The sequence below is a fragment of the Actinoplanes sp. CA-030573 genome (assembly GCF_050951115.1).
GTDB lineage: Bacteria > Actinomycetota > Actinomycetes > Mycobacteriales > Micromonosporaceae > Actinoplanes.
Map to the genome: position 1 here is coordinate 9,338,803 of NZ_CP192038.1, position 19,579 is coordinate 9,358,381.

General features: G+C 70.7%; 18 protein-coding genes and 1 pseudogene. 9 read left to right on the forward strand and 10 right to left on the reverse strand.

The window, feature by feature from the left end:
* Positions 1 to 50: 50 nt before the first annotated feature.
* Entirely contained in the window at positions 51 to 218 is a 168-nt protein-coding gene (locus ACQP2F_RS43255; RefSeq protein ID WP_014447667.1) for a DUF3117 domain-containing protein, read from the reverse strand.
* 258 nt (positions 219 to 476) lie between these two features.
* Here ACQP2F_RS43255 and ACQP2F_RS43260 point away from each other — a divergent pair, with 258 nt between their 5' ends.
* The 3 genes from ACQP2F_RS43260 (at position 477) to ACQP2F_RS43270 (ending at position 2,970) form a co-directional block, all read left to right on the forward strand.
* A complete protein-coding gene (locus tag ACQP2F_RS43260; RefSeq protein ID WP_433298365.1) occupies positions 477 to 1,289 on the forward strand; it encodes a PaaX family transcriptional regulator in 813 nt (270 codons plus the stop codon).
* Complete coding sequence (locus tag ACQP2F_RS43265; protein WP_433298367.1) at positions 1,286 to 2,074, forward strand: enoyl-CoA hydratase-related protein; 789 nt, start codon at positions 1,286 to 1,288, stop codon at positions 2,072 to 2,074. Before ACQP2F_RS43260 ends, ACQP2F_RS43265 begins: the two co-directional genes overlap by 4 nt.
* A gap of 101 nt (positions 2,075 to 2,175) precedes the next feature.
* The gene (locus ACQP2F_RS43270; RefSeq protein WP_433298369.1) at positions 2,176 to 2,970 is read left to right on the forward strand and encodes a serine protease; all 795 of its coding nucleotides are present in this window, start codon (positions 2,176 to 2,178) and stop codon (positions 2,968 to 2,970) included.
* A gap of 116 nt (positions 2,971 to 3,086) precedes the next feature.
* On the opposite strand, the gene ACQP2F_RS43275 is transcribed toward ACQP2F_RS43270, so the two are convergent.
* The 5 genes from ACQP2F_RS43275 to ndhC all read right to left on the reverse strand — a co-directional run bounded on the left by ACQP2F_RS43275 (position 3,087) and on the right by ndhC (position 5,721).
* Positions 3,087 to 3,614, reverse strand: a complete 528-nt coding sequence (locus tag ACQP2F_RS43275) for a hypothetical protein (protein WP_433298371.1) — start codon at positions 3,612 to 3,614, stop codon at positions 3,087 to 3,089.
* A gap of 13 nt (positions 3,615 to 3,627) precedes the next feature.
* Complete coding sequence (locus tag ACQP2F_RS43280) at positions 3,628 to 4,230, reverse strand: DNA-3-methyladenine glycosylase I (RefSeq protein ID WP_433298373.1); 603 nt, start codon at positions 4,228 to 4,230, stop codon at positions 3,628 to 3,630.
* A gap of 40 nt (positions 4,231 to 4,270) precedes the next feature.
* A complete protein-coding gene (locus ACQP2F_RS43285) occupies positions 4,271 to 4,765 on the reverse strand; it encodes an SRPBCC family protein (RefSeq protein ID WP_433298375.1) in 495 nt (164 codons plus the stop codon).
* A complete protein-coding gene (locus ACQP2F_RS43290; RefSeq protein ID WP_433298377.1) occupies positions 4,762 to 5,274 on the reverse strand; it encodes a DivIVA domain-containing protein in 513 nt (170 codons plus the stop codon). The genes ACQP2F_RS43285 and ACQP2F_RS43290 overlap by 4 nt, the downstream gene beginning before the upstream one ends.
* Before the next feature lie 69 nt (positions 5,275 to 5,343).
* Positions 5,344 to 5,721 carry an NADH-quinone oxidoreductase subunit A gene (gene ndhC / locus ACQP2F_RS43295; RefSeq protein ID WP_433298379.1) on the reverse strand — a complete coding sequence of 126 codons (378 nt, stop codon included), beginning with the start codon at positions 5,719 to 5,721 and terminating at the stop codon, positions 5,344 to 5,346.
* Positions 5,722 to 6,001: 280 nt separating this feature from the next.
* Between ndhC and ACQP2F_RS43300 the strand changes: the two genes are divergently transcribed.
* The 3 genes from ACQP2F_RS43300 (at position 6,002) to ACQP2F_RS43310 (ending at position 9,696) form a co-directional block, all read left to right on the forward strand.
* Positions 6,002 to 7,780 (forward strand): 2-oxoacid:acceptor oxidoreductase subunit alpha, encoded by a 1,779-nt coding sequence (locus ACQP2F_RS43300; RefSeq protein WP_433307857.1) that lies wholly within the window; start codon positions 6,002 to 6,004, stop codon positions 7,778 to 7,780.
* The gene (locus ACQP2F_RS43305; protein WP_433298381.1) at positions 7,773 to 8,810 is read left to right on the forward strand and encodes a 2-oxoacid:ferredoxin oxidoreductase subunit beta; all 1,038 of its coding nucleotides are present in this window, start codon (positions 7,773 to 7,775) and stop codon (positions 8,808 to 8,810) included. Before ACQP2F_RS43300 ends, ACQP2F_RS43305 begins: the two co-directional genes overlap by 8 nt.
* An 82-nt stretch (positions 8,811 to 8,892) precedes the next feature.
* Entirely contained in the window at positions 8,893 to 9,696 is an 804-nt protein-coding gene (locus ACQP2F_RS43310; RefSeq protein ID WP_433298383.1) for an SAM-dependent methyltransferase, read from the forward strand.
* Positions 9,697 to 9,701: 5 nt separating this feature from the next.
* Here the strand turns inward: ACQP2F_RS43310 and ACQP2F_RS43315 are convergent, their stop codons facing one another.
* Complete coding sequence (locus ACQP2F_RS43315) at positions 9,702 to 10,715, reverse strand: potassium channel family protein (protein ID WP_433298385.1); 1,014 nt, start codon at positions 10,713 to 10,715, stop codon at positions 9,702 to 9,704.
* 163 nt (positions 10,716 to 10,878) lie between these two features.
* Here ACQP2F_RS43315 and ACQP2F_RS43320 point away from each other — a divergent pair, with 163 nt between their 5' ends.
* Positions 10,879 to 11,376: a phospholipase gene (locus ACQP2F_RS43320; protein WP_433298387.1), complete on the forward strand. Its 498-nt coding sequence runs from the start codon at positions 10,879 to 10,881 to the stop codon at positions 11,374 to 11,376.
* Here the strand turns inward: ACQP2F_RS43320 and ACQP2F_RS43325 are convergent.
* Positions 11,345 to 14,068: an adenylate/guanylate cyclase domain-containing protein gene (locus ACQP2F_RS43325; RefSeq protein WP_433298389.1), complete on the reverse strand. Its 2,724-nt coding sequence runs from the start codon at positions 14,066 to 14,068 to the stop codon at positions 11,345 to 11,347. The two genes, ACQP2F_RS43320 and ACQP2F_RS43325, sit on opposite strands and share 32 nt — an antisense overlap.
* 979 nt (positions 14,069 to 15,047) lie before the next feature.
* Complete coding sequence (locus tag ACQP2F_RS43330; protein WP_433298391.1) at positions 15,048 to 15,269, reverse strand: FmdB family zinc ribbon protein; 222 nt, start codon at positions 15,267 to 15,269, stop codon at positions 15,048 to 15,050.
* 528 nt (positions 15,270 to 15,797) lie between these two features.
* Here ACQP2F_RS43330 and ACQP2F_RS43335 point away from each other — a divergent pair.
* Both ACQP2F_RS43335 and ACQP2F_RS43340 read left to right on the forward strand, forming a co-directional pair.
* Positions 15,798 to 17,007: pseudogene (locus ACQP2F_RS43335) on the forward strand (lytic transglycosylase domain-containing protein); the annotation flags it as partial.
* Positions 17,008 to 17,077: 70 nt separating this feature from the next.
* Entirely contained in the window at positions 17,078 to 18,097 is a 1,020-nt protein-coding gene (locus ACQP2F_RS43340; protein ID WP_433298393.1) for a GNAT family N-acetyltransferase, read from the forward strand.
* Between the two features lie 9 nt (positions 18,098 to 18,106).
* Here the strand turns inward: ACQP2F_RS43340 and ACQP2F_RS43345 are convergent, their stop codons facing one another.
* Positions 18,107 to 19,528 carry a PfkB family carbohydrate kinase gene (locus ACQP2F_RS43345; protein ID WP_433298395.1) on the reverse strand — a complete coding sequence of 474 codons (1,422 nt, stop codon included), beginning with the start codon at positions 19,526 to 19,528 and terminating at the stop codon, positions 18,107 to 18,109.
* Positions 19,529 to 19,579 lie beyond the last annotated feature (51 nt).

A 19,579-nucleotide genomic window follows, 5' to 3' on the forward strand; every position in this document is an offset into this window, starting at 1 on the left:
GAAAGCCCGCCGGTACGGGCGGTACCGTACCGGCGGGCTCGCGCGAAACGTCAGCCGGCGATCGACTTCAACGCGTCGCCCAGCGCGTTGGCCTCGTCCGGAGTCATCTCAACGACGAGACGGCCACCACCTTCCAGCGGGACGCGCATGACGATGCCCCGCCCCTCCTTGGTGACCTCCAGCGGACCATCGCCCGTCCGCGGCTTCATCGCCGCCATTTCGTCTCCCCTCAGACCTACATCAGGGTGTCGGTGGGTTGCCCCACAGCCACTTCCAGACGCCGCGTGCTCAGCCCCACGCGGCGCGGTATCTCGTTATCCGACCGGCGGCCGAGGGCCATCGCGCGCCTTCACGCGACCCAGCCCACCGTGCCGATCAAACATTTTCCCTGATGAACACCGGCGAACCCAAACCCAGCCCGGGCGGATGTGACAGCGTCTAGCATATCGTCTTTTGGGCTGTCACAATGTGCGGTCATGCAGGCGCGGTCGGCACTCTTCGACCTGTACGGCGACTACCTGCGCCCTCGCGGTGGTCGCGCGCCGGTCGCCGCCCTGGTCAGGCTGCTGGCGCCGCTCGGGATAGCGCCGCCGGCGGTGCGCACCGCGGTGTCCCGGATGGTGCGTCAGGGCTGGCTGCACCCGATGCGACTGGTCTCCGGACCGGGCTATCTGCTGACCCCGAAGGCCGCGCGCCGGCTCGACGAGGCCGCCGCCCGGATCTACCGGACCGGCCGCTCCGGATGGGACGGCCGGTTCGATCTGATTCTGCTGCACGGCGCCCTCGCCAAGAAGGATGCCAACCGGTTGTCCTTCCTCGGGTACGGCACGCTGGGTGACCACGCCTGGGTGGCGCCCCGGGCGGCCGAGGAGGTCGACGCCGTGCTGGCCGACGCCGGCGTGCCCTACGAGCGGTTCAGCGCTGCCCACGCGGCCGGCTCGCCGGGGGCGGCCGAGGTCGTCGGGAAGGCCTGGGACCTGCCCTCGCTCGCGTCGTCCTACGAGACCTTCGTGGCCGACCTGCGGCCGGTGGTGAGCTCGGTCAACGCGCGCAGCAGCGACGAGGAGGCGTACGCGGCGCGGTTCCGCCTCGTGCACGCCTGGCGCTCGTTCCTGTTCCGCGACCCGCAGCTGCCGCCCTCATTGTTGCCGCCGCGCTGGCCCGGGGTGAGCGCGGCCGGCTTCTTCGACCGGCACGCGGCCCGGCTGCGACCGGCCGCCGACCGCTATGTCGAACGCTGCCTGCATGCGGCGGGGAGGAGCGGACGTGTGGGATTCTCAGACTCATGACGGACTCCCTGCTCGTGGATCGCAATGACGCGGTCGTGACGCTCACGCTCAACCGCCCCGAGGCCATGAACGCCCTGGACGTCGACCTCAAGGAGGCGCTGCGGGACACGCTCGCGTCGCTGGAGACCGACCGCAGCTGCCGGGCGATCGTGCTGGCCGGGGCGGGACGCGGCTTCTGCGTGGGCCAAGACCTGCGTGAGCACGCCGAGCAGCTGGAATCGGGGCGGACCGACCTCGACACCGTACGGGCGCACTACAACCCGATCGCGCAACGGCTCGCCAGCATGCCCAAGCCGGTGGTCGCCGCCGTGCGCGGCATGGCGGCCGGCGCGGGCGCGTCGTTCGCGCTGCTGGCCGACTTCCGGATCGGTGGCCCGTCGACGAAGTTCCTGATGGCGTTCGCGAACGTCGGGCTGGCCGGCGACAGCGGCATCTCGTGGTCGCTGCCCCGGATCGTCGGGCACGCCCGCGCGCTCGAGCTGCTGCTGCTGGCCGAGCCGGTCGCGGCGGCGGAGGCGCACCGGATCGGCATGCTGTCCCGCCTGACCGACTCCGACGAGGAGGTGCTGCCGGCGGCGGTCGAGCTGGCGTCGCGGCTGGCGGCGGGGCCGACGGTGGCGTACGGGGCGATCAAGCGCGAGCTGTCGATCGGTGACGCCGGGACGCTGTCCGACGCGCTCGCGGCCGAGGCGCAGGCCCAGGCGATCTGCGGCGGGACCGACGATCACAAGGCGGCGGTGAGCTCCTTCCTGGCCAAGCAGAAGCCGGTCTTCGCCGGGCGCTGAGGCCCCGTTCCTCCCGCTCGCGTTATGACCGTTTTGGGATCACCGCATCCATAGATGTCTATCTAGGCTCCTCCCATCGCTTTCCGATTGGGAGGACCCAGATGGTCAGGTGGCGAATTCTCCTGGGTACGGCCGTGGCCGTGCTCGCCGTCGCATCCGTCGCGTCGCCGGCGGCGGCGGCACCGACCGGAGGCGGCGCCCCCACGGCCAACGTCGTCGGCGGGTCGCGGGCCGCGCAGGGCGAGTTCCCGTTCATGGTGCGGCTGTCGATGGGCTGCGGCGGCGCGCTCTACAGCCCGACGATCGTGCTGACCGCCGCGCACTGCGTGGGCCGCACCGGCACGAACACGTCGATCACGGCGACGCTCGGCGTGGTCGACCTGCAGTCGAGCAGCCGGATCGCCCGGAGGTCGAACTACGTCTACCGGGCGCCCGGCTACAACGGCAACGGCAAGGACTGGGCCCTGATCCGCCTGGCCAGCCCCGTGACCGGCCTGGCGACGCTGCCGCTGGCGTCGAGCACGGCGTACGACTCGGGAACGTTCACGATCGCCGGCTGGGGTGCGGCGACCGAGGGCGGCGGCCAGCAGCGCTACCTGCTGAAGGCCCAGGTGCCGTTCGTCAGCGACACCACCTGCAACTCGCCGTCGATGTACAACGGCGAGATCATCGCCACCGACGAGATCTGCGCCGGCTACACGTCCGGCGGCGTCGACACCTGCCAGGGCGACTCGGGCGGCCCGATGTTCCGCGCCGACGCGTCCGGCGCGTGGGTCCAGGTCGGCATCGTCAGCTGGGGCGACGGTTGCGCCCGGCCCAACAAGCCCGGCGTGTACACCCAGGTCAGCTACTTTTCGTCGGCCATCAAGTCGGCCGCCGCCAGCTTGGGCGGTTAGCCGGCCCCGACCGCGACGCCGGCCGCGCCTCGCCCTGTCGGCCGGCGTCGCCCTCCCGGCCCCGTAGCCCCCGCTGCGGGGCCGCGGCACGCCAGGCTCTCCCCGGCTCGGGCGGCTCAGTCGTCCTCGTCTTCCTCCGGGTCCTGGTTGGCCTCGGCGCCCAGCACGAAGGCCTGCATGGCCAGCTCGTCGCCGGACGGCCAGACGTAGGTCGGCAGCTCGCGCGGGCCGAGCTCGACCATGTGGGTCCAGAACTGGCGCACCGCGTCGGCCGGGGTCGCGGCCTCGATCGGCAGCGCGACGCTGACCAGCCAGCTCGGCGCGGCCGGGCCCGGCTCGCCGCTCAGCGCGGCGGCCAGCCGGCGGAAGACCTCCGGCTCGACCTCGACCGGCACGGCCGCGAGCGGCAGGCCGGTGGCCGGCACCGGGGCGTCGAAGGCACGCCGCACATACGTCATGACCAGGTCGTCACCGTCGGTCTTCGCCGCTCGGGCCAGCGCCACCACGTGGTCGTCGGCGATCAGCAGCACCTCGTCATCGGGCGCCACCGCGTCCGCCGCGCCGGTCAGCGTCACGGTGTCGTTGTGGAAGAGCCGCTCGGTCGCCCACTGATCTGCCGGGATGGTCACCGCCCACTGAGCCATGCTCTCCATCTCATCACGCAGCGATCGGCGGAACCCAGCAGCCCGCCAGATGGTCGTCGACCATGCCCGTGGCCTGCATCAACGCGTACGCCGTCGTGGGTCCTACGAACTTGAACCCCTGTTTCTTGAGCGCCTTGGCCATCGCGATCGACTCGGGCGTGGTGGCCGGCACCTCGGCCCGGCTGCGCGGGCGCGGCGGCCGCGGGCTCGGCGCGAACGACCAGAGCAGCGCGGAGAGCCCACCGGCGAGGTCGGCGGCCACGCGCGCGTTGTGCAGGGTGGCGTCGACCTTCATCCGGTTGCGGACGATGCCGGGGTCGGCCATCAGGCGGGCGGCGTCGGCCTCGGAGAACGCCGCCACCCGGTCGATCCGGAAGCCGTCGAACGCGGCCCGGAAGGCCGGCCGTTTGCGCAGGATGGTGATCCAGGAGAGGCCGGACTGGAACGCCTCGAGGCTCATCCGCTCGAAGAGCGCGTCGTCGCCGCAGATCGGCTGACCCCACTCGTGGTCGTGGTAGCCCAGATAGTCGGGCGTGCTGCCGCCCCAGAAGCAGCGGGCGTGGCCGTCGTCGCCCACCACGAGGCCCGTGTCGAGCAGCGGCGAGGTGTCTGTCATGGCGCCCACCGTAGAGGCAGGGTCCGACAAAAACGCCCGGCTAGAGGCGGCCCTGCTCGACCAGGCGGCCGAACTTCCTCAGCGCGCCGGTGAAGCTGAGCTTCGAGCCCGGCCACAGCACCGGCCAGGCGACCTTGCCGACCGGGCCGGCGGGCAGGTGGAACCACTCGTGCAGGACCACCTGCGTGCGATCGCCGGACATCGCCGTACAGCGGACCGAGCCCGGCCCCCGCAGGATCTTGCCGCAGTGCACCACCCGTACCTCGAACGGGGGGTTGACCTTGACGACACGCAGTTCGTCGCGCAGGGACGCGGGGCCGAGCGCGGTGATCGCCTCGACCAGGCTGCCCTCGCCGCCGTCGCCCTCGACCACGCGGACCTTGGTGAACGGGATCCACTGGGACTGGCCCTCCCAGTTGAGGAAGGCATCGAAGACCTTGGCCGCCGGCGCGTTGACGATGACGGTCGCGGTCACCTCGCCGGTTCCGGGGCGTGCGGCATCGCCGAGGCCGTCGACCGGCCCGGTAGCGCTCACCGCGGCTCCGCCGCCGGCTCGGACTCCTTGCTGTCGGCGCTCTCGGCGGCCGCGGCGGCCTTGGGCGGCGGCGCCTCGTCCTCCGGCGGCGCGGCCACGTCGAGCTCGATCACCGGACTGTCGGCCTTGGCCGGCGGGACGGCGCTCGGCGCGATCGCGGCCTCGCGGGCCTTGCGCAGCGCGTCCGCGTCCGCGACGCGACCCTCGCGCAGGGCGACGACCTCGGCCTCGAGCACGCTGATCAGCTCACCCTTGTAACCGATGTCGTACGCCGCGCGCTGCAGCGCCTGGTCGACCTGCCCCATGCGATAACCCCGCCAGGCCGTGTCGAACTTCGTCTCGGCGATGTCGTCCTCGCCGAGCGGGCGGTCGCTCGGCAGCGGCACGGCACGGCCGTCGGGCTCGACCGGGGTCAATCCGGAATCGCCTCCGCTCAGCATCACGGTCACGCCGAAGACGATCGCGGCGACCACCAAGGCGACCACGACGAAGAGGAGAAGCTGACCCATGCGCACGATGTTGGCATGCCCACCTTTTCCTGGCGAGTCCGCCACCCCGGACGGAACGCCGAAGTCGGGTCAGGTCCAGGTCAGGATCTTTTTTCGCCAGGCGTAGAGGATGCCCAGCGCGAGCACCGCCACGAAGATCGCCATCTCGGTCACGGTGGCCGCGCCGAATCCCGGGCGATCGAAGACCACCGCCCACGGGAAGAGAAAAACGGCTTCTACGGCGAAAAGCACATAGAGGTACGCGTACACGTAATAACGGATCTGCGCCTGTGCCCAGTCGCCGCCGACGGGATCGATGCCGCTCTCGTACGAGATGAACTTGCCGGGCGGGTTCGCCGGACGCCCCGGCCGGAGCAGCCGGTTGGCCGAGAACGCGCCGACGAAGACGACGACGCCCGCGCCGATCACCAGGCCGAGCGTGGCGTACGAACCGAGGTAGCCGTCCACGATCAGGCAGCTTAGTTCACCGAAGTGAGGCGGATGACCCGCCGCATGGTGGACTCGGGTGGATCGAGCAAGCATTGCCTAAGTACTGTGGTCAACGGCCTTCGGCCGGTGGTAAGGACCGCCGACGTAGGCTGGAACTGACTATTGCGGGCCGGCCCATCGACGTGCGTAACCCGAAAGCCGGCGCCTGTTGGAGGTTGAGACCGTGACCGCTGGAGCAAAGCGAGTCGAGCAGCTGGACCGGGTGGTCATCCGGTTCGCGGGCGACTCGGGCGACGGCATGCAGCTGACCGGTGACCGGTTCACATCCGAGACTGCTCAGCTCGGTAACGACATCTCCACGCTGCCCAACTTCCCGGCCGAGATCCGCGCACCAGCGGGCACGCTGCCGGGCGTGTCGAGCTTCCAGGTGCACTTCGCCGACTACGACATCCTCACGCCCGGCGACGCGCCGAACGTGCTGGTCGCGATGAACCCGGCCGCGCTCAAGGCCAACCTCGCCGACCTGCCGTCGGGCGCCGACATCATCGTGAACACCGACGAGTTCACCAAGCGAAACCTGGCGAAGGTCGGATATGTGACCAGCCCACTCGAGGACGGCTCGCTCGACGAGTTCGCGGTGCACCCGGTCGCGCTGACCTCGATGACGGTCGGCGCGCTGAGCGAGCACGGCGTCTCGAAGAAGGACGCCGAGCGGGCCAAGAACATGTTCGCCCTCGGGCTGCTGAGCTGGATGTACTCGCGCCCGTTCGAGTCGACGCTGCGGTTCCTCGAGCGCAAGTTCGCCAAGCGCCCCGACCTGGTCGCCGCCAACAAGGCCGCCTTCCAGGCCGGCTGGAACTTCGGCGAGACGACCGAGGACTTCTCGGTCCGCTACGAGGTCAAGCCGGCGAAGATGCGCCCGGGCACGTACCGGAACATCACCGGCAACCAGGCGCTCGCGCTCGGCCTGGTCGCGGCCGGGGTCCGGGCCAAGCTGCCGGTCTTCCTCGGCGCCTACCCGATCACGCCGGCCTCCGACATCCTGCACGAGCTGTCGAAGCACAAGAAGTTCGGCATCACGACCATGCAGGCCGAGGACGAGATCGCGGCGATCGGCGCGGCGCTGGGAGCGTCGTACGGCGGCTCGCTCGGAGTCACGACGACGAGTGGTCCCGGCGTCGCGCTCAAGGGCGAGACGATCTCGCTGGCCATCGCGCTCGAGCTGCCGCTGGTGATCGTCGACGTGCAGCGCGCCGGCCCGTCGACCGGCATGCCGACCAAGACCGAGCAGGCCGACCTCAACATGGCCCTGTACGGGCGACACGGCGAGGCGCCGCTCGCGGTGATCGCGCCGAAGTCGCCGTCGGACTGCTTCCACGCCGCGATCGAGGCGGCCCGCATCGCGCTGACCTACCGCACGCCGGTCATCCTGCTCTCCGACAACTACGTGGCCAACGGCTCCGAGCCCTGGCTGCTGCCCTCGTCGGAGGAGCTGCCCGACTTGTCGGTGCAGTTCGCGAGCGCGCCGAACGGCGAGGACGGCCGGTTCCTGCCCTACCTGCGCGACCCGTCGACGATGGCCCGGCCGTGGGCGATCCCGGGCACGCCGGGGCTCGAGCACCGCATCGGCGGCCTCGAGAAGGCCGACAAGACCGGCGACATCTCGTACGACCCGGCCAACCACGAGTTCATGGTGCGTACGCGCGCGGCCCGCATCGAGGCGATCGAGGTGCCCGACGTCGAGGTCGAGGACGCCGACGAGAACGCCCGGGTGCTGGTGCTCGGGTGGGGGTCGACCTACGGCCCGATCGGCGCCGCCTGCCGGGCCCTGCGCCAGCGTGGCCTGCCGATCGCCCAGGCTCACCTGCGGCACCTCGCTCCGCTGCCGGGCAATCTCGGTGAGGTGCTCAAGGCGTACGACAAGGTGGTCGTCCCGGAGATGAACCTGGGGCAGCTGGCCCATGTGATCCGGGCCAAGTACCTGGTCGACGTCGTTCCGTTCAACCAGATCAGCGGCCTGCCCTTCACCGCCGCGACGCTGGAAAGCATGCTCGAGGACGTGGTCAAGAATGGCTAGCCCCACCGTTGAGTTGAAGCTCACCGCCAAGGACTTCAAGTCCGACCAGGAGGTCCGCTGGTGCCCCGGCTGCGGTGACTACTCGATCCTCGCGGCCATGCAGCGGTTCATGCCCGAGCTCGGCATCCCGCGGGAGAAGATCGTCTTCATCTCCGGCATCGGGTGCTCCTCGCGGTTCCCGTACTACATGAACACGTACGGGATGCACTCCATCCACGGTCGTGCGCCGGCCATCGCCACCGGTCTCTCGTCGTCCCGCCCCGACCTCTCGGTCTGGGTCGTGACCGGCGACGGCGACGCGCTCTCGATCGGCGGCAACCACCTGATCCACGCGCTGCGCCGCAACGTGAACCTGAAGATCCTGCTGTTCAACAACCGGATCTACGGCCTCACCAAGGGTCAGTACTCGCCGACCTCGGAGATCGGCAAGATCACGAAGTCGACGCCGGCCGGCTCGGCCGACTCGCCGTTCAACCCGCTGTCGCTGGCGCTCGGTGCCGAGGCCACCTTCGTGGCCCGCACGATCGACTCCGACAACAAGCACCTGCAGTCGGTGCTGCGCGCGGCGGCCGAGCACGAGGGCAGCGCGTTCGTCGAGATCTACCAGAACTGCAACATCTTCAACGACGGCGCCTTCGAGCTGATCAAGGACGCGTCCACCCGCGACGACCACCTGATCCGCCTCGAGCAGGGCCGCCCGATCACGTTCGGCTCGGAGAACCAGTTCTCGGTCGTGCACCCGGCCGGCGGCTTCGGCCTGTCGGTCCGCGACTCGGGCTCGCTGGGCGGCGAGTCCCCGGTCGTGCACGACGCCACCGTGGACGATCCGGCGTACGCGTTCGCCCTGTCCCGCCTGTCCGGCTCGGACCTGTCGACCACTCCGATCGGCGTGTTCCGCGACGTCCGGCGGCCCACGTACGACCAGTTGCTGCAGAAGCAGCTGACCGACGCGAAGGCGAAGGCCGCGGGAACGCCCGACCAGATGCTCGACGAGCTGCTGAACGCGGCCGACACCTGGACCATCCTCTAGGGACCGTCGATGGCATGCGCGCTCCCACGGCGGTACGGAACGCGCTAAGCTCACCCCCTCTTCGACTTCGGGGGTCGCCGCGATGACCGACGAAAAAGATCTGCGCGCGCTGCTGGACACCGGCGTGCCCCACTCTGCACGGTTGTGGAACTACCTGCTCGGCGGCAAGGACAACTTCGCCGCCGATCGGGAGGCGGCCGAGTATGCGCTGAAGCTCATGCCCGAGCTCGTCCAGTCCGCCCGCGCCAACCGCGAGTTCCTCGGCCGCGCCGTGCGCTATCTGGCCACCGACGCCGGCATCCGGCAGTTCCTCGACATCGGCACCGGCCTGCCCACCGCCGGCAACACCCACGAGATCGCGCAGGGCGTCGCCTCCGACAGCCGGATCGTCTACGTCGACAACGACCCGATGGTGCTCGTGCACGCCCGCGCCCTGCTGGTGAGCACGCCCGCGGGCGCCACCGACTACATCGACGCCGACATCCGCGACACCACCGCGATCCTCGACGGCGCCGCCGCGACCCTCGACTTCGCCGAACCGGTGGCGGTCATCCTGTCCGGGATCCTGAACTTCATCGTGGACGACGCCGAGGCCGACGCGATCGTCGCCCGCCTGGTCGAGGCCATGGCGCCCGGCAGTCACCTGGTCGTCTCGCATCCGACCGAGGAGGTCAACGGGCCGGCCGTACGGGAGTCGATGCGCCAGTGGAACGAGAGCGGCGCCGCGCCGATCAAGGCCCGCACGCGTGACGAGATCGCGGCGTTCTTCGACGGCCTCGAGCTGCTGGAGCCCGGCGTCGTCACGTGCACGGCTTGGCGGCCCGACAATTCCGGAATATCCGACAAGGTGTCGGAGTTCGCCGGCGTAGCGATCAAGCGGTCGTAGTCGGATCAGACGCTGACGCCGACCGCGCTGTCCTCGGCCCGGATGTAGACCAGCATGTCGCCGGTCTCGATGGTCATCGCCTGCTCCCCGCCCAGCGGCAGCACCTTGCCGCGCCGGATCAGGGCCACCACCAGCGTGGACAGCTCGCGCGGATTCTGACCGACCTCGCTGCGCTCCGCGCTCCGCATGGCCAGCGCCATCCCCTGCCCGGGCGTCAGCAGGTCCTCCACCACATCGATCAGCGGCGGCGCCGTCGTGGTGAGGCCGAGCAGCCGCCCCGCGGTCGCCGACGAGACGATCACGTGGTGGGCGCCGCTCTGCTTCAGGAGCGCGGCGTTCTCCTGCTCCCGGACGGCGGCGATGATGCGGACCTGGCCGGCGGTCAGTTGACGTACGGTCAAAGTGATCAGCACCGACGCCTCGTCACTGTCCGTCGCGATGATGACGGCCTTGCAGTTCTTGACGTCCGCCTCGTTGAGCACTGACGAGCGGGTCGCGTTGCCCTCGATCGCCGTCAGCCCGTTCGCGGTGGCCTGCCGGATGCCCGCCTCGCGGTTCTCGACGACGACGATGCGTGACTTCTCGTAGCCGTTCTCCATGAGCGCGGCGACCGCGGCCCGGCCCTTGGTGCCGTACCCGCAGACGATGACGTGGTCCTTCAACTTTCGCCTCCACCGGCCGACCCGCAGGCTGTTGCGGTACTGGTCGGTGAGCACCTCGAGGGTGGTGCCGACCAGGATGATCAGGAAGAGCACCCGCGCCGGGGTGATCACCAGGACGTTCACCAACCGAGCCTCGGGGGTCACCGGGGTGATGTCGCCGTAGCCGGTCGTGGAGAGCGACACGACCGCGTAGTAGAAGCAGTCGAGCAGGGTGAGGCCATCACCGTTGACGTCGCGGTAGCCGGTCCGGTCGGCATAGATCACGGCGACCGTGAACAGGACCAGCGCGACGGCCAGCCCGACCCGGATGGCGAGCGCGCGCAGAGGTCCCTGGCGGACCAGGGGCAGATGGATCATTTCTCGTCCCGCACACGCACACCATAGCGGCCTGCCACAGACCCGCCCTCCAGGACATCACATAAACGATCGTTAAGGAATACCCGCCGGTAGCTTCACGCGCGAGCCGCAAAGTCAATCGACAAACCTATATGCGTACGGGCGGGAAAGCTGAAACTGCCTCATGACCCGACGCATCCTCCTCGTTCTGGTCCTCACCCTGGCCGTACTCGTCCCCGCGAGCGCGGCCGCCGCGGCCACCACCGACAAGGCGACCGTCCTCGCCGGTTGGACCCAGCCCACCGCGGCCAGCACCAACGCCTGGAACGCGGCCCGCCTCGACCGCGCGCCCTGGCAGTCCTACAACTTCGACTGGTCCACCGACTACTGCTCGGCCAGTCCCGACAATCCCCTCGGCTTCCGCTTCGACCTGTCCTGCTGGCACCACGACTTCGGCTACCGGAACTACAAGGCCATCGGTCAGTTCCCGGCCAACAAGGACCGGGTCGACAGCATGTTCTACGCCGATCTCAAGCGGGTCTGCGCCACGTACAGCGCCGTGGTCCGCCCGGCCTGCTACAGCCTGGCCTGGACGTACTACGAGGCCGTGCACAACTTCGGCTCGCTCGCCGCGGTGAAGCAGGCCGACATCAATCGAGCGTCAGCCCTGATGAAGAAGTAGCGAACCGAGCGGCGCCGTCCTCGAGGTCGGGGTGCTCGACCGCCAGGGCCATCGCCACGATCCGATCAAAACCGAGACCCCAGCCATCGGCGTACGCGACATCGAAGGCCGCGTCGCCGAGGGAGGTGCGGAGAGCGACCTGCTGCGCCGACCAGAAGCGTCCGAACATCTCGGTACGCCGGGCGCCGCGGGCCGCCTCCGCCCCGCCGAAGAGCACGGCCGCCATCACCGCGTCCCCGCCGAGCGCGCAGCGCACCGCGATCGCCGCCACCGCGTCGGCCGCCTCGCCGCCGAAGCCGTGCCGCAGCCGCGACCGCAGCGCCACCACCAGGTGGTCGTGGGCGGCGACCAGGTCACCGCGGCGCAGCGCCACCATGCCGAGCAGCCAGTCGACGGTCCGCCGCCCACGGTCCTCGGAGCGGCCGGCCTCCAGCTGACGGGCGCCGCCGAGCAGCTCGGCCGCCTCGTCGATCGCGTCCCGACGCCACAGCAGCTCGGCCAGCGTCACCACGGCCGGCAACGCCGCGCCCGCCGCCCCGGAGCGCTCGGCCAGCACGATCACCTCGCGGCAGAACTGCTCGGCCTCGTCGTAGTGCCGCTGGTCCAGCAGCGTGTGCCGGTGCCCGCCCAGCGCCCGGATCAGCAGGTCCTGGTCCTCGGTGGCGCGCGCGATCCGCTCGGCCCGGTCGAGGAAGCGGATCCGCTCGTCGGCGTCGTCGGCGAGCCCGGCGTGGGTGAGGTAGGCGCGGGCCAGGTCGGCCGGGGCAACCTCGGCCTCGTCGAGCCGCCGGTACAGCCGGAACAGCAGGTCACGAGCCTCCCGGGCGCCGCCGTGCTCACGCCACCACGGGTCGAGCGCGACGGCTAGGCGCAGCCCGGCGCTGACGGCGCCCTCGGAGGCGGCCCAACGCAGCGCGGCCCGCCACTCGCCCACGAACGGCGCGAGGCCGGTGAGCGAGACGGTACGCGGCTGGCCGTCGGTGTCCACGGTGACCGCGTCCAGCGTGTGCATCGACCAGGCGACGTGGCGGTCCCGCGCCGAGCGCTCGTCGCCGGCCGCGGTGAGCTGCCGGGCCGCGTACGCCCGAACCTGCTCCGACATCCGGTAACGCGGCCCGGGAACGACCTCGATCAGGGACTTCTCGGTGAGCTCCGACAGCGACCCGAGCGCGTCCGGCCCGCACCACTCGACCGTGGACAGGTCGACCGGGCCGGCGAAGACCGACAGCCGCCGCAGCAGCCCGGCCGCGCGCACCGTGAGCGTCCGATAAGACCAGTCGAGGCAGGCGGTGATGCTGTCGTGCCGCTCCCCGGGCTCGGCGTCGACCGGATCGAGCGCCGCAATCGGATCGTCCAGCCGCGCCGCGAGCTGCCCCGCCGAGAACAGCCGCATCCGGGCGGCGGCGAGCTCGATCGCGAGCGGGGAACCGTCCAGCCGCGCCGCCACCCGCGCCAGGTCCGTGCTCTCCTCGACCGGGCCGGGCCGTCCGCCGCGTGCCGCCTCCGAACGCTCGGTGAGCAGCGTGAACGCGTCGGCCGGCGACAGCGGCGGGATGCGCCAGACCACCTCGCCGTGCACCCCGAGCGGTTCCCGCCCGGTGACCAGCACATCCACGCCCGGGCAGGCGGCCAGCAGCCGTCGCACCAGACCGGCGCAGGCGGCAGGGGCGACGTCGCAGGTCTGCAGGATCACCAGCATCCGCCGGTCACGGCAGTGCTCCAGCAGCGTGTCGAGCATCGGGCGGCCCGGCTCGGCGCGCAGACCGAGGGCCGCGGCGAGGGCGGGGGCCAGGCCGGTTGCCGCGCTCACCGCATCGACGTTCCAAATTCCTTGCGGGTACGCGGTGAGCACCTGCTCCCCCACGGCCAGGGCCAGCCGGGTCTTCCCCGCCCCACCCGGCCCGGCCACGGTCACGATCCGGTGCCGGGTCAGCAGGTCGGCGATCTCGGCCACCTCGGCCCGGCGCCCGACGAAGGAGGTGAGCGGGGCGGGCAGATTGTGCTGGGCGGCGCCCGGCGTACGCGGGCGCGGGAAGTCACGGTCCAGACCCGCCGCCACCACCTGGAAGAGGCGCTCGTCGTCGTCGAAGCCGCGCAGCCGGTGCGGGCCGAGGTCGAGCAGGTCCACGCCGGCCAGACAGGTGGCGACCGGGTCGTCGAGCGGTCGCTCCACCGTGATGGTGGCGGCTTTCCCCCGTCCCGGCAGCGCGATCGGCGCCGCCGGGAGCGGACCGAAAGGGACGGAGACCCCGGCGGTGAGTACGGAGAAGACGGTCGCCCCCGAGCAGAGGATCTGACCACCGTGCGCGGCCGCCGCCACCCGCGCCGCCCGGTGCACCTCGACGCTCGCGTACTCGTCGCCGATCGGCTTGGCCGGTCCCGTGTGCATGCCCATCCGGACTTTGGGCATCGCTTCCGGGGTCGGCCATTCGTGTGCGGACAGTCGCCGTTGAGCCTCCACACAGGCTGCGAGGGCCGCGCCCGCTTCGTGAAACGCCACGAAGAAAGAATCACCCTCAGTAAAAAGCTCAACACCGCCGAAATCACTCAGCGTATCACGCAGTAACGTTCTGTGAGCACCCAAGACGTGGCCGTAGTCATCACCCAGCATTCGGGCCAAACGTGTCGAGCCTTCGATGTCGGTGAACATAAAGGTCACCAGCCCACTCGGCAGCTCGGTCCGTCCCGACACGGTGAACCTCCGCCTCCTTCTAGGAAGTCGTGTCTCATGCTGCCGTATCACAGCGTAACTGTGCATCGTAGAAACGGACGGTAACGATCTACCCGCCACGACCGACCCTGGACGGAGGACATTCCCCCGTAGGTCATCGACGTTCTCTATGCACTACGCGTGACGTAACGAAATGGATCGAGCCAAGACACGCCGCAGTCGGCCACTTCCGGCCGACCGTTCGGCCGTACCCGCAAGAGTCGCGCGAGCGCCCTCTCTCCACGTCGCACAGTCACAACCCTGCGTAGCCACAACCCCACCGAAGATCGACCGCCGGGACCATATTGAACGCCCAGCGCCCAGGACCACCCCTACTGAACAGGAACATACGACGCGCAACGCCCGCCGCCCGCCCGCACGGAGCCCCACCCACCCATTGGGATCACCCACCGCCGCAGCCGACCCGAGCGCGTTGCCCATCAGGCCCGCATCTGAAGCCGCGCAAAGCCGCACAGCCCTCCGGAGCCAGCCCTTGTGAGCCCGCACCCCGCGCTAGCGCACCATGAGCCCACACCTCTCGGGCCCCGCTCACTTGCGCCCTCGAACCCCGCGCACCCCTGACCGCCGCGCACCCCGCGCTAGCGGATCCTGAGCCCACGCCCCACGAGCCCGCTCACCTAGGCCCTCGAACCCCGCGCTCGCGCACCCCTGAGCACCGCGCACCCCGCACCAGCCGATCCTGAGCCCCACGCCTCAGGCCCACGCCTCAGGCCCACGCCTCAGGCCCACGCCTCAGGCCCACGCCTCAGGCCCACGCCTCAGGCCCACGCCTCAGGCCCACGCCTCAGGCCCACGCCTCAGGCCCATGCCCTCGGGCCCCGCACCTCCGAGCCTTCGCAGCCCGCGCCGCGCACGCATCCCTGAGCAGCGCACACCCTCAGCCCCGCACGAGCGGCCCCCGCGACCAGCCTCCCCGGCCCGGCAACCAGCCGCCGGGCAGTCAGCAGCCGCAAGCGCCGCCGCAACAGCCGCCGCCGGATGGCCTCGGAGCGGCAGCCGAACCCGCACCGCCGCCTCGGCCCGTCACGGCGACCGTGGAAAGCAGCTTGACCGTGTCGTCGTGGCCCTGAGGACACGGCATGGGCGCGGACGCCTCCCGCATCGGGCGGCTCACCTCGAACGTGTCGCCACAGGCGCGGCACCGGAACTCGTAACGCGGCATGAGGAAAGACTAGGCCCCCGGTACGACAGAAACGCAGCCGGCAACCCCGCCTGTTCGGATGCGTTTCGCGGCCCTCTACGCGGCCTCTTGTTACGGGCTTCGTGCGGGTATGGTCGGGGCCGTGGCGAACGGGCGGGAGACACCGGTAGGGCAACCTGAGCTGCGCGCGGCCGCGCCGCACCAGGGCGGTCCACTGGGCAGCTCGGGCGCCGCGCCGGACCTGGCGAGCCCTCAAACCACGCACGCCGACGCCAAACGCCCGTCGGATGTGTCGGTTAGCGGCGACAATTCCGACATGGCGGGCAAGCACCGGGTAGCGGCAAAGGGTGCGGCCCCAGGCGCCAGTGACGCGGCCAGGCCCGGCGCTTCCGTCGGGACCGCTGACAAGCCGACGGAGACACCCAGCGCGGCCGGGACAGACACGACCGCGACCAACACGACCGCGGACGCCAAAACCGGCGAAGCGGGCAAGGACACGGTCGGCCCGACCGAGACCTCGAAGCTCGGAGACGCCGACAGCGACAAGACCCTGGTGGCCGGCGACAAAGCGGCCACAGCGACAGCACCGGCAGCAGCGGCAGCAGGACCGGCGGCAGAAGCACCGGCCCCAGCGCCAGCCGGACCGGCGGCAGACGCGGCCACACCGACAGCAGCCGCCCCGACGGCAGGGGCAGCGGCACCGACCGCAGGGGCACCCAAGGCAGGGGCACCCACGGCAGGGGCACCCACGGCAGGGGCACCCACCGCAGGGGCAACCGCACCGACCGCAACAGCACCCGCCGCAGGGGCAACCTCACCGACCGCAGCGGCCGCGCCGACGGTGGTGACGCCGCTTCGGCGGGCCAATCCGGTTCGGGTGGTTCGGCAGGCGGGGCGTAGCACCTCGGACTGGGCCAAGCGACCCAGCGGCCGGCTCGTGCTACCGGGAATCGTGGCGCTCCTTCTGCTGGGAGCCGCGGTGGCGGCGGGGGCTTACCTCGTACCGCAAGCTCTCGAAGCCGCACCCACGCCCAGCGCAACGCCTCTGTTCCCGGGTGGCGCGGGGGCCGCGACGGCGCCGGCGGGAAGTCTCCCGGCCGGTCTGCCCACCGACTCCGCGCCGGTCGGCGCCTCCGGCCTGCCCAACCCGGCCACCACCGCGCCGATCCAGCCCGCGCAGAACGGCGCTCGGCCGGCCGACGCGCTCGCCGGATGGGCGCAGCAGGTCGGCACCAAGGTTGGCATCCCGGTCGTTGCCGTGCAGGCCTACGGCTACGCCGAGCTGGTCGTCGCCAAGACGATTCCGTCCTGTCACTTGAGCTGGACCACGATCGCGGCGATCGGCAAGGTCGAGTCGGCCCACGGCAGCGCCAACCATGCGGTGCTGGGGGCGGACGGGTCGGTGCAACCGCCGATCTACGGGCTGCCGCTGGACGGCAAGGGCGGGCGCCAGCTGATCCGGGACACCGACCAGGGCACCATCGACGGCGACACCACCTATGACCGGGCGGTCGGGCCGCTGCAGTTCATCCCGTCCACGTGGCAGCAATACAAGGTGGACGCGGACAACAACGGCGTGGCCGACCCCAACGACATCGACGATGCGTCACTGACGGCGGCCGTCTACCTGTGTCAGGGCGGGCGCGACATGTCCAAGGCGGAGTCGTGGTGGGACGGGATCCTCTCCTACAACGCTGTTCAGCCGTACGCTCAAAAGGTTTTCGAAGCCGCCAATGACTACGGACAACGCAGTCGCTGACTGTGACGGCACCCGCACATTTACGTGTGGGGACCTTCCCTGAAGGTCCGCTTACCGGCAAGCTGTACGGGTGAGGGTGCGAGAGTGGGATCCCCGGTCAGCGTCGGCAGGGGAGATCCGATCGCTCGTGGAGACGTTGAACGCGGTCCTGGCCGCGGATCTCCCGGACGATCCACCGTGGCAGGACGTCCAGGTCAGGGAATATCTGGCGGAGACCGTGCCGGGCGAGCGCCGGATCAGCTGGGTGGCCGAGGACGACCGTCTCCCCGAGGGCGAGAGCGAGATCTTCGCCCACGTCAGCATCCTGCTGCTCGGTGACATCGGCGTGCTCGAGGTGCTGGTCAAGCCGTCGCTGCGCCGTCGCGGGCTGGGCCGGCAGCTGGTCGCGGTGGCCGCCCGCCGCGCCTACCTGGAGGGTTTCTCGTCGATCGGTGTCGAGGCGATCGGCGACACCCCGGCGATACCGTTCTACGAATCGCTGGGCTTCGAGCGGGAGTACGTCGAGACCCGCAGCGTGCTCAACCTCGACACCGTGGACTGGCCCGCGCTCACCGAGATGGCCGACGGCATCGCGGCCGGCTATCGGGTCGAGTTCCACCCCGGCGGACCGCCCGAAAAGCTTCTCGAGGCGTACGCGCAGGCGAAGCTCGAAGCGCAGGACGACGACGATGATCTCGACCTCGCGCCGCGCTCGTCCGATCCCCAGCGCCTGCGTGACTCCCTGGAGACCCTGCACAAGCGCGGCCTGAAGCCCTACATCGTGCTCGCCATCCACGACGCCACCGGGGTCGTGGCCGGCCTCACCGAGGTGGTCGTGCCCGCCCAGCACCCGGAGCGCGCCGACCAGTACGACACGATCGTCGTCCGCTCCCACCGCGGCTACGGCATCGACCGGGCGATCAAGTCGCGCATGCTCTTCGAGCTGCGCGCGGCCGAGCCCGGCACCCGCGAGGTCCAGACCTGGAACGCCCACAACAACGAGTCGATGCTCAAGGTCAACGCCGAGCTGGGCTACCAACCCGACCGGGACTGGTACGAGTACGGCGTCGACGTGGCCCAGCTGGTCCAGCTGCTCGAGCCGGTCGAGTAGCGGGCCCGGTCACGCGACCGGGCTCAGCCACCCCGGCAGCGGCGAGGCGGGCAGATGCTGACGCCAGCGGTCCGCCACCGTCGACGAGTCGGGCAGGCCAGGGCGGGCGCCCACAGCGCTGGAGGCGGAGAGCGCCATGACGTACGCGAAGTTGGCCGCCTCTCCCGGCGGCGCCCCGCGGAGAAGGCCGAACAGCATGCCGGCGGCCAACGCGTCGCCGGCCCCGGTGGCGTCGAGGATGTCGTGGTGTGACAACTCGCCGTCGGGCTGAGCGAACCCCTGCATGCTCGTCCAGCCGTAGCCCATGACGACGTAGTCGCGCCGGGAACCGGCCACGAGCTCGGCCGGCCGCTTGACGACGAGGATCAGCGGCTGCTTGCTGGCCGACGCGGCACGCCACGCGAAGAGGGATCGCATCTGATCCTCCATGCGGGTGCTGACGGCGGCCGTTCCCAGGTTGGTGCGCCGGAGCAGCGAGTCGAGCTGTTGCTCGTACATGAACAGCAGGTTGGCCCGGCCGAGGATCGACGCTATGCGGTCACCTCCGAGCTTCGAATACAGGGAACCGGGCGTGAACGACAGGACTGTGTCGTCGTCCAGCTCGGCCACGAGCCGCTCCTGCAGGTTCCTCTCGTCGGCGCCGACGAACGACGAGAGATGCAGAATGCGATGCCCGGCGACGGCGGACATGAGCTCCCGGAACAGTCCGCGGTCCTTCACCACGGCGGCGAGGCGGTTGTTCACCCCGGCGTGCGGATAGATGCTGCGTGCTCCGGCATGCTCGGTCAGCACGTACGCGCTGCCGCTGCCCAGCTCCGGGTCGTCGATGTTCAACAGATGCTCCACGCCGACGCCGTCCGCCACCAACGCGCTTCGGAGCTCACGGCCTTGCTCGTCTTCGCCGACGGCGCCGACGACGCTCACCCGCACGCCAAGCCGCCCCAGCCCGGCGACGGTGTTGGCACCCGAGCCGCCGGGCGCACGCATCGGCCGGGCGATCTCGATCTCGTCGTCCGCAACGATCTTCGGCACCCGCAGCAGCGTGTCCATGTTGTGCGCGGTGATCGCGAGGACGTCGCCGGTGCGCCTGCTGGTCCGCTGGAGGCGTGCGTGCAACTCGGCGAACACTCCGTCGGGGCCGGCCGACGTCGTCGCCGGCCGGGCACCGCGCCTCTCGTCCAACCTCTGCATATGCACCCGCTCCCACGCCTCGCCCCACCACCGCTGCTCCTCGGCCGAGGCGCCGAGGGCAATGACAATGGCGTCGAGTGTGTCAGCTGGAGCCAGGCTTTTGCCGCTCAGATAGCTGTTGATTGTGGATTTGCTCGTGCTCGGCAGGTTGAGGCGCCGGGTCAGCTCGGCCTGCGAGACGTGCCGGCGCCCGGAACCACGGGCCGCGCGTGCGGCGAGCAGAGCCAGCTCCCGGGTCATCGACGGCAGGTCACGAACTCGACGTGGGTCCGGACCGGCCGTTCCCGATCC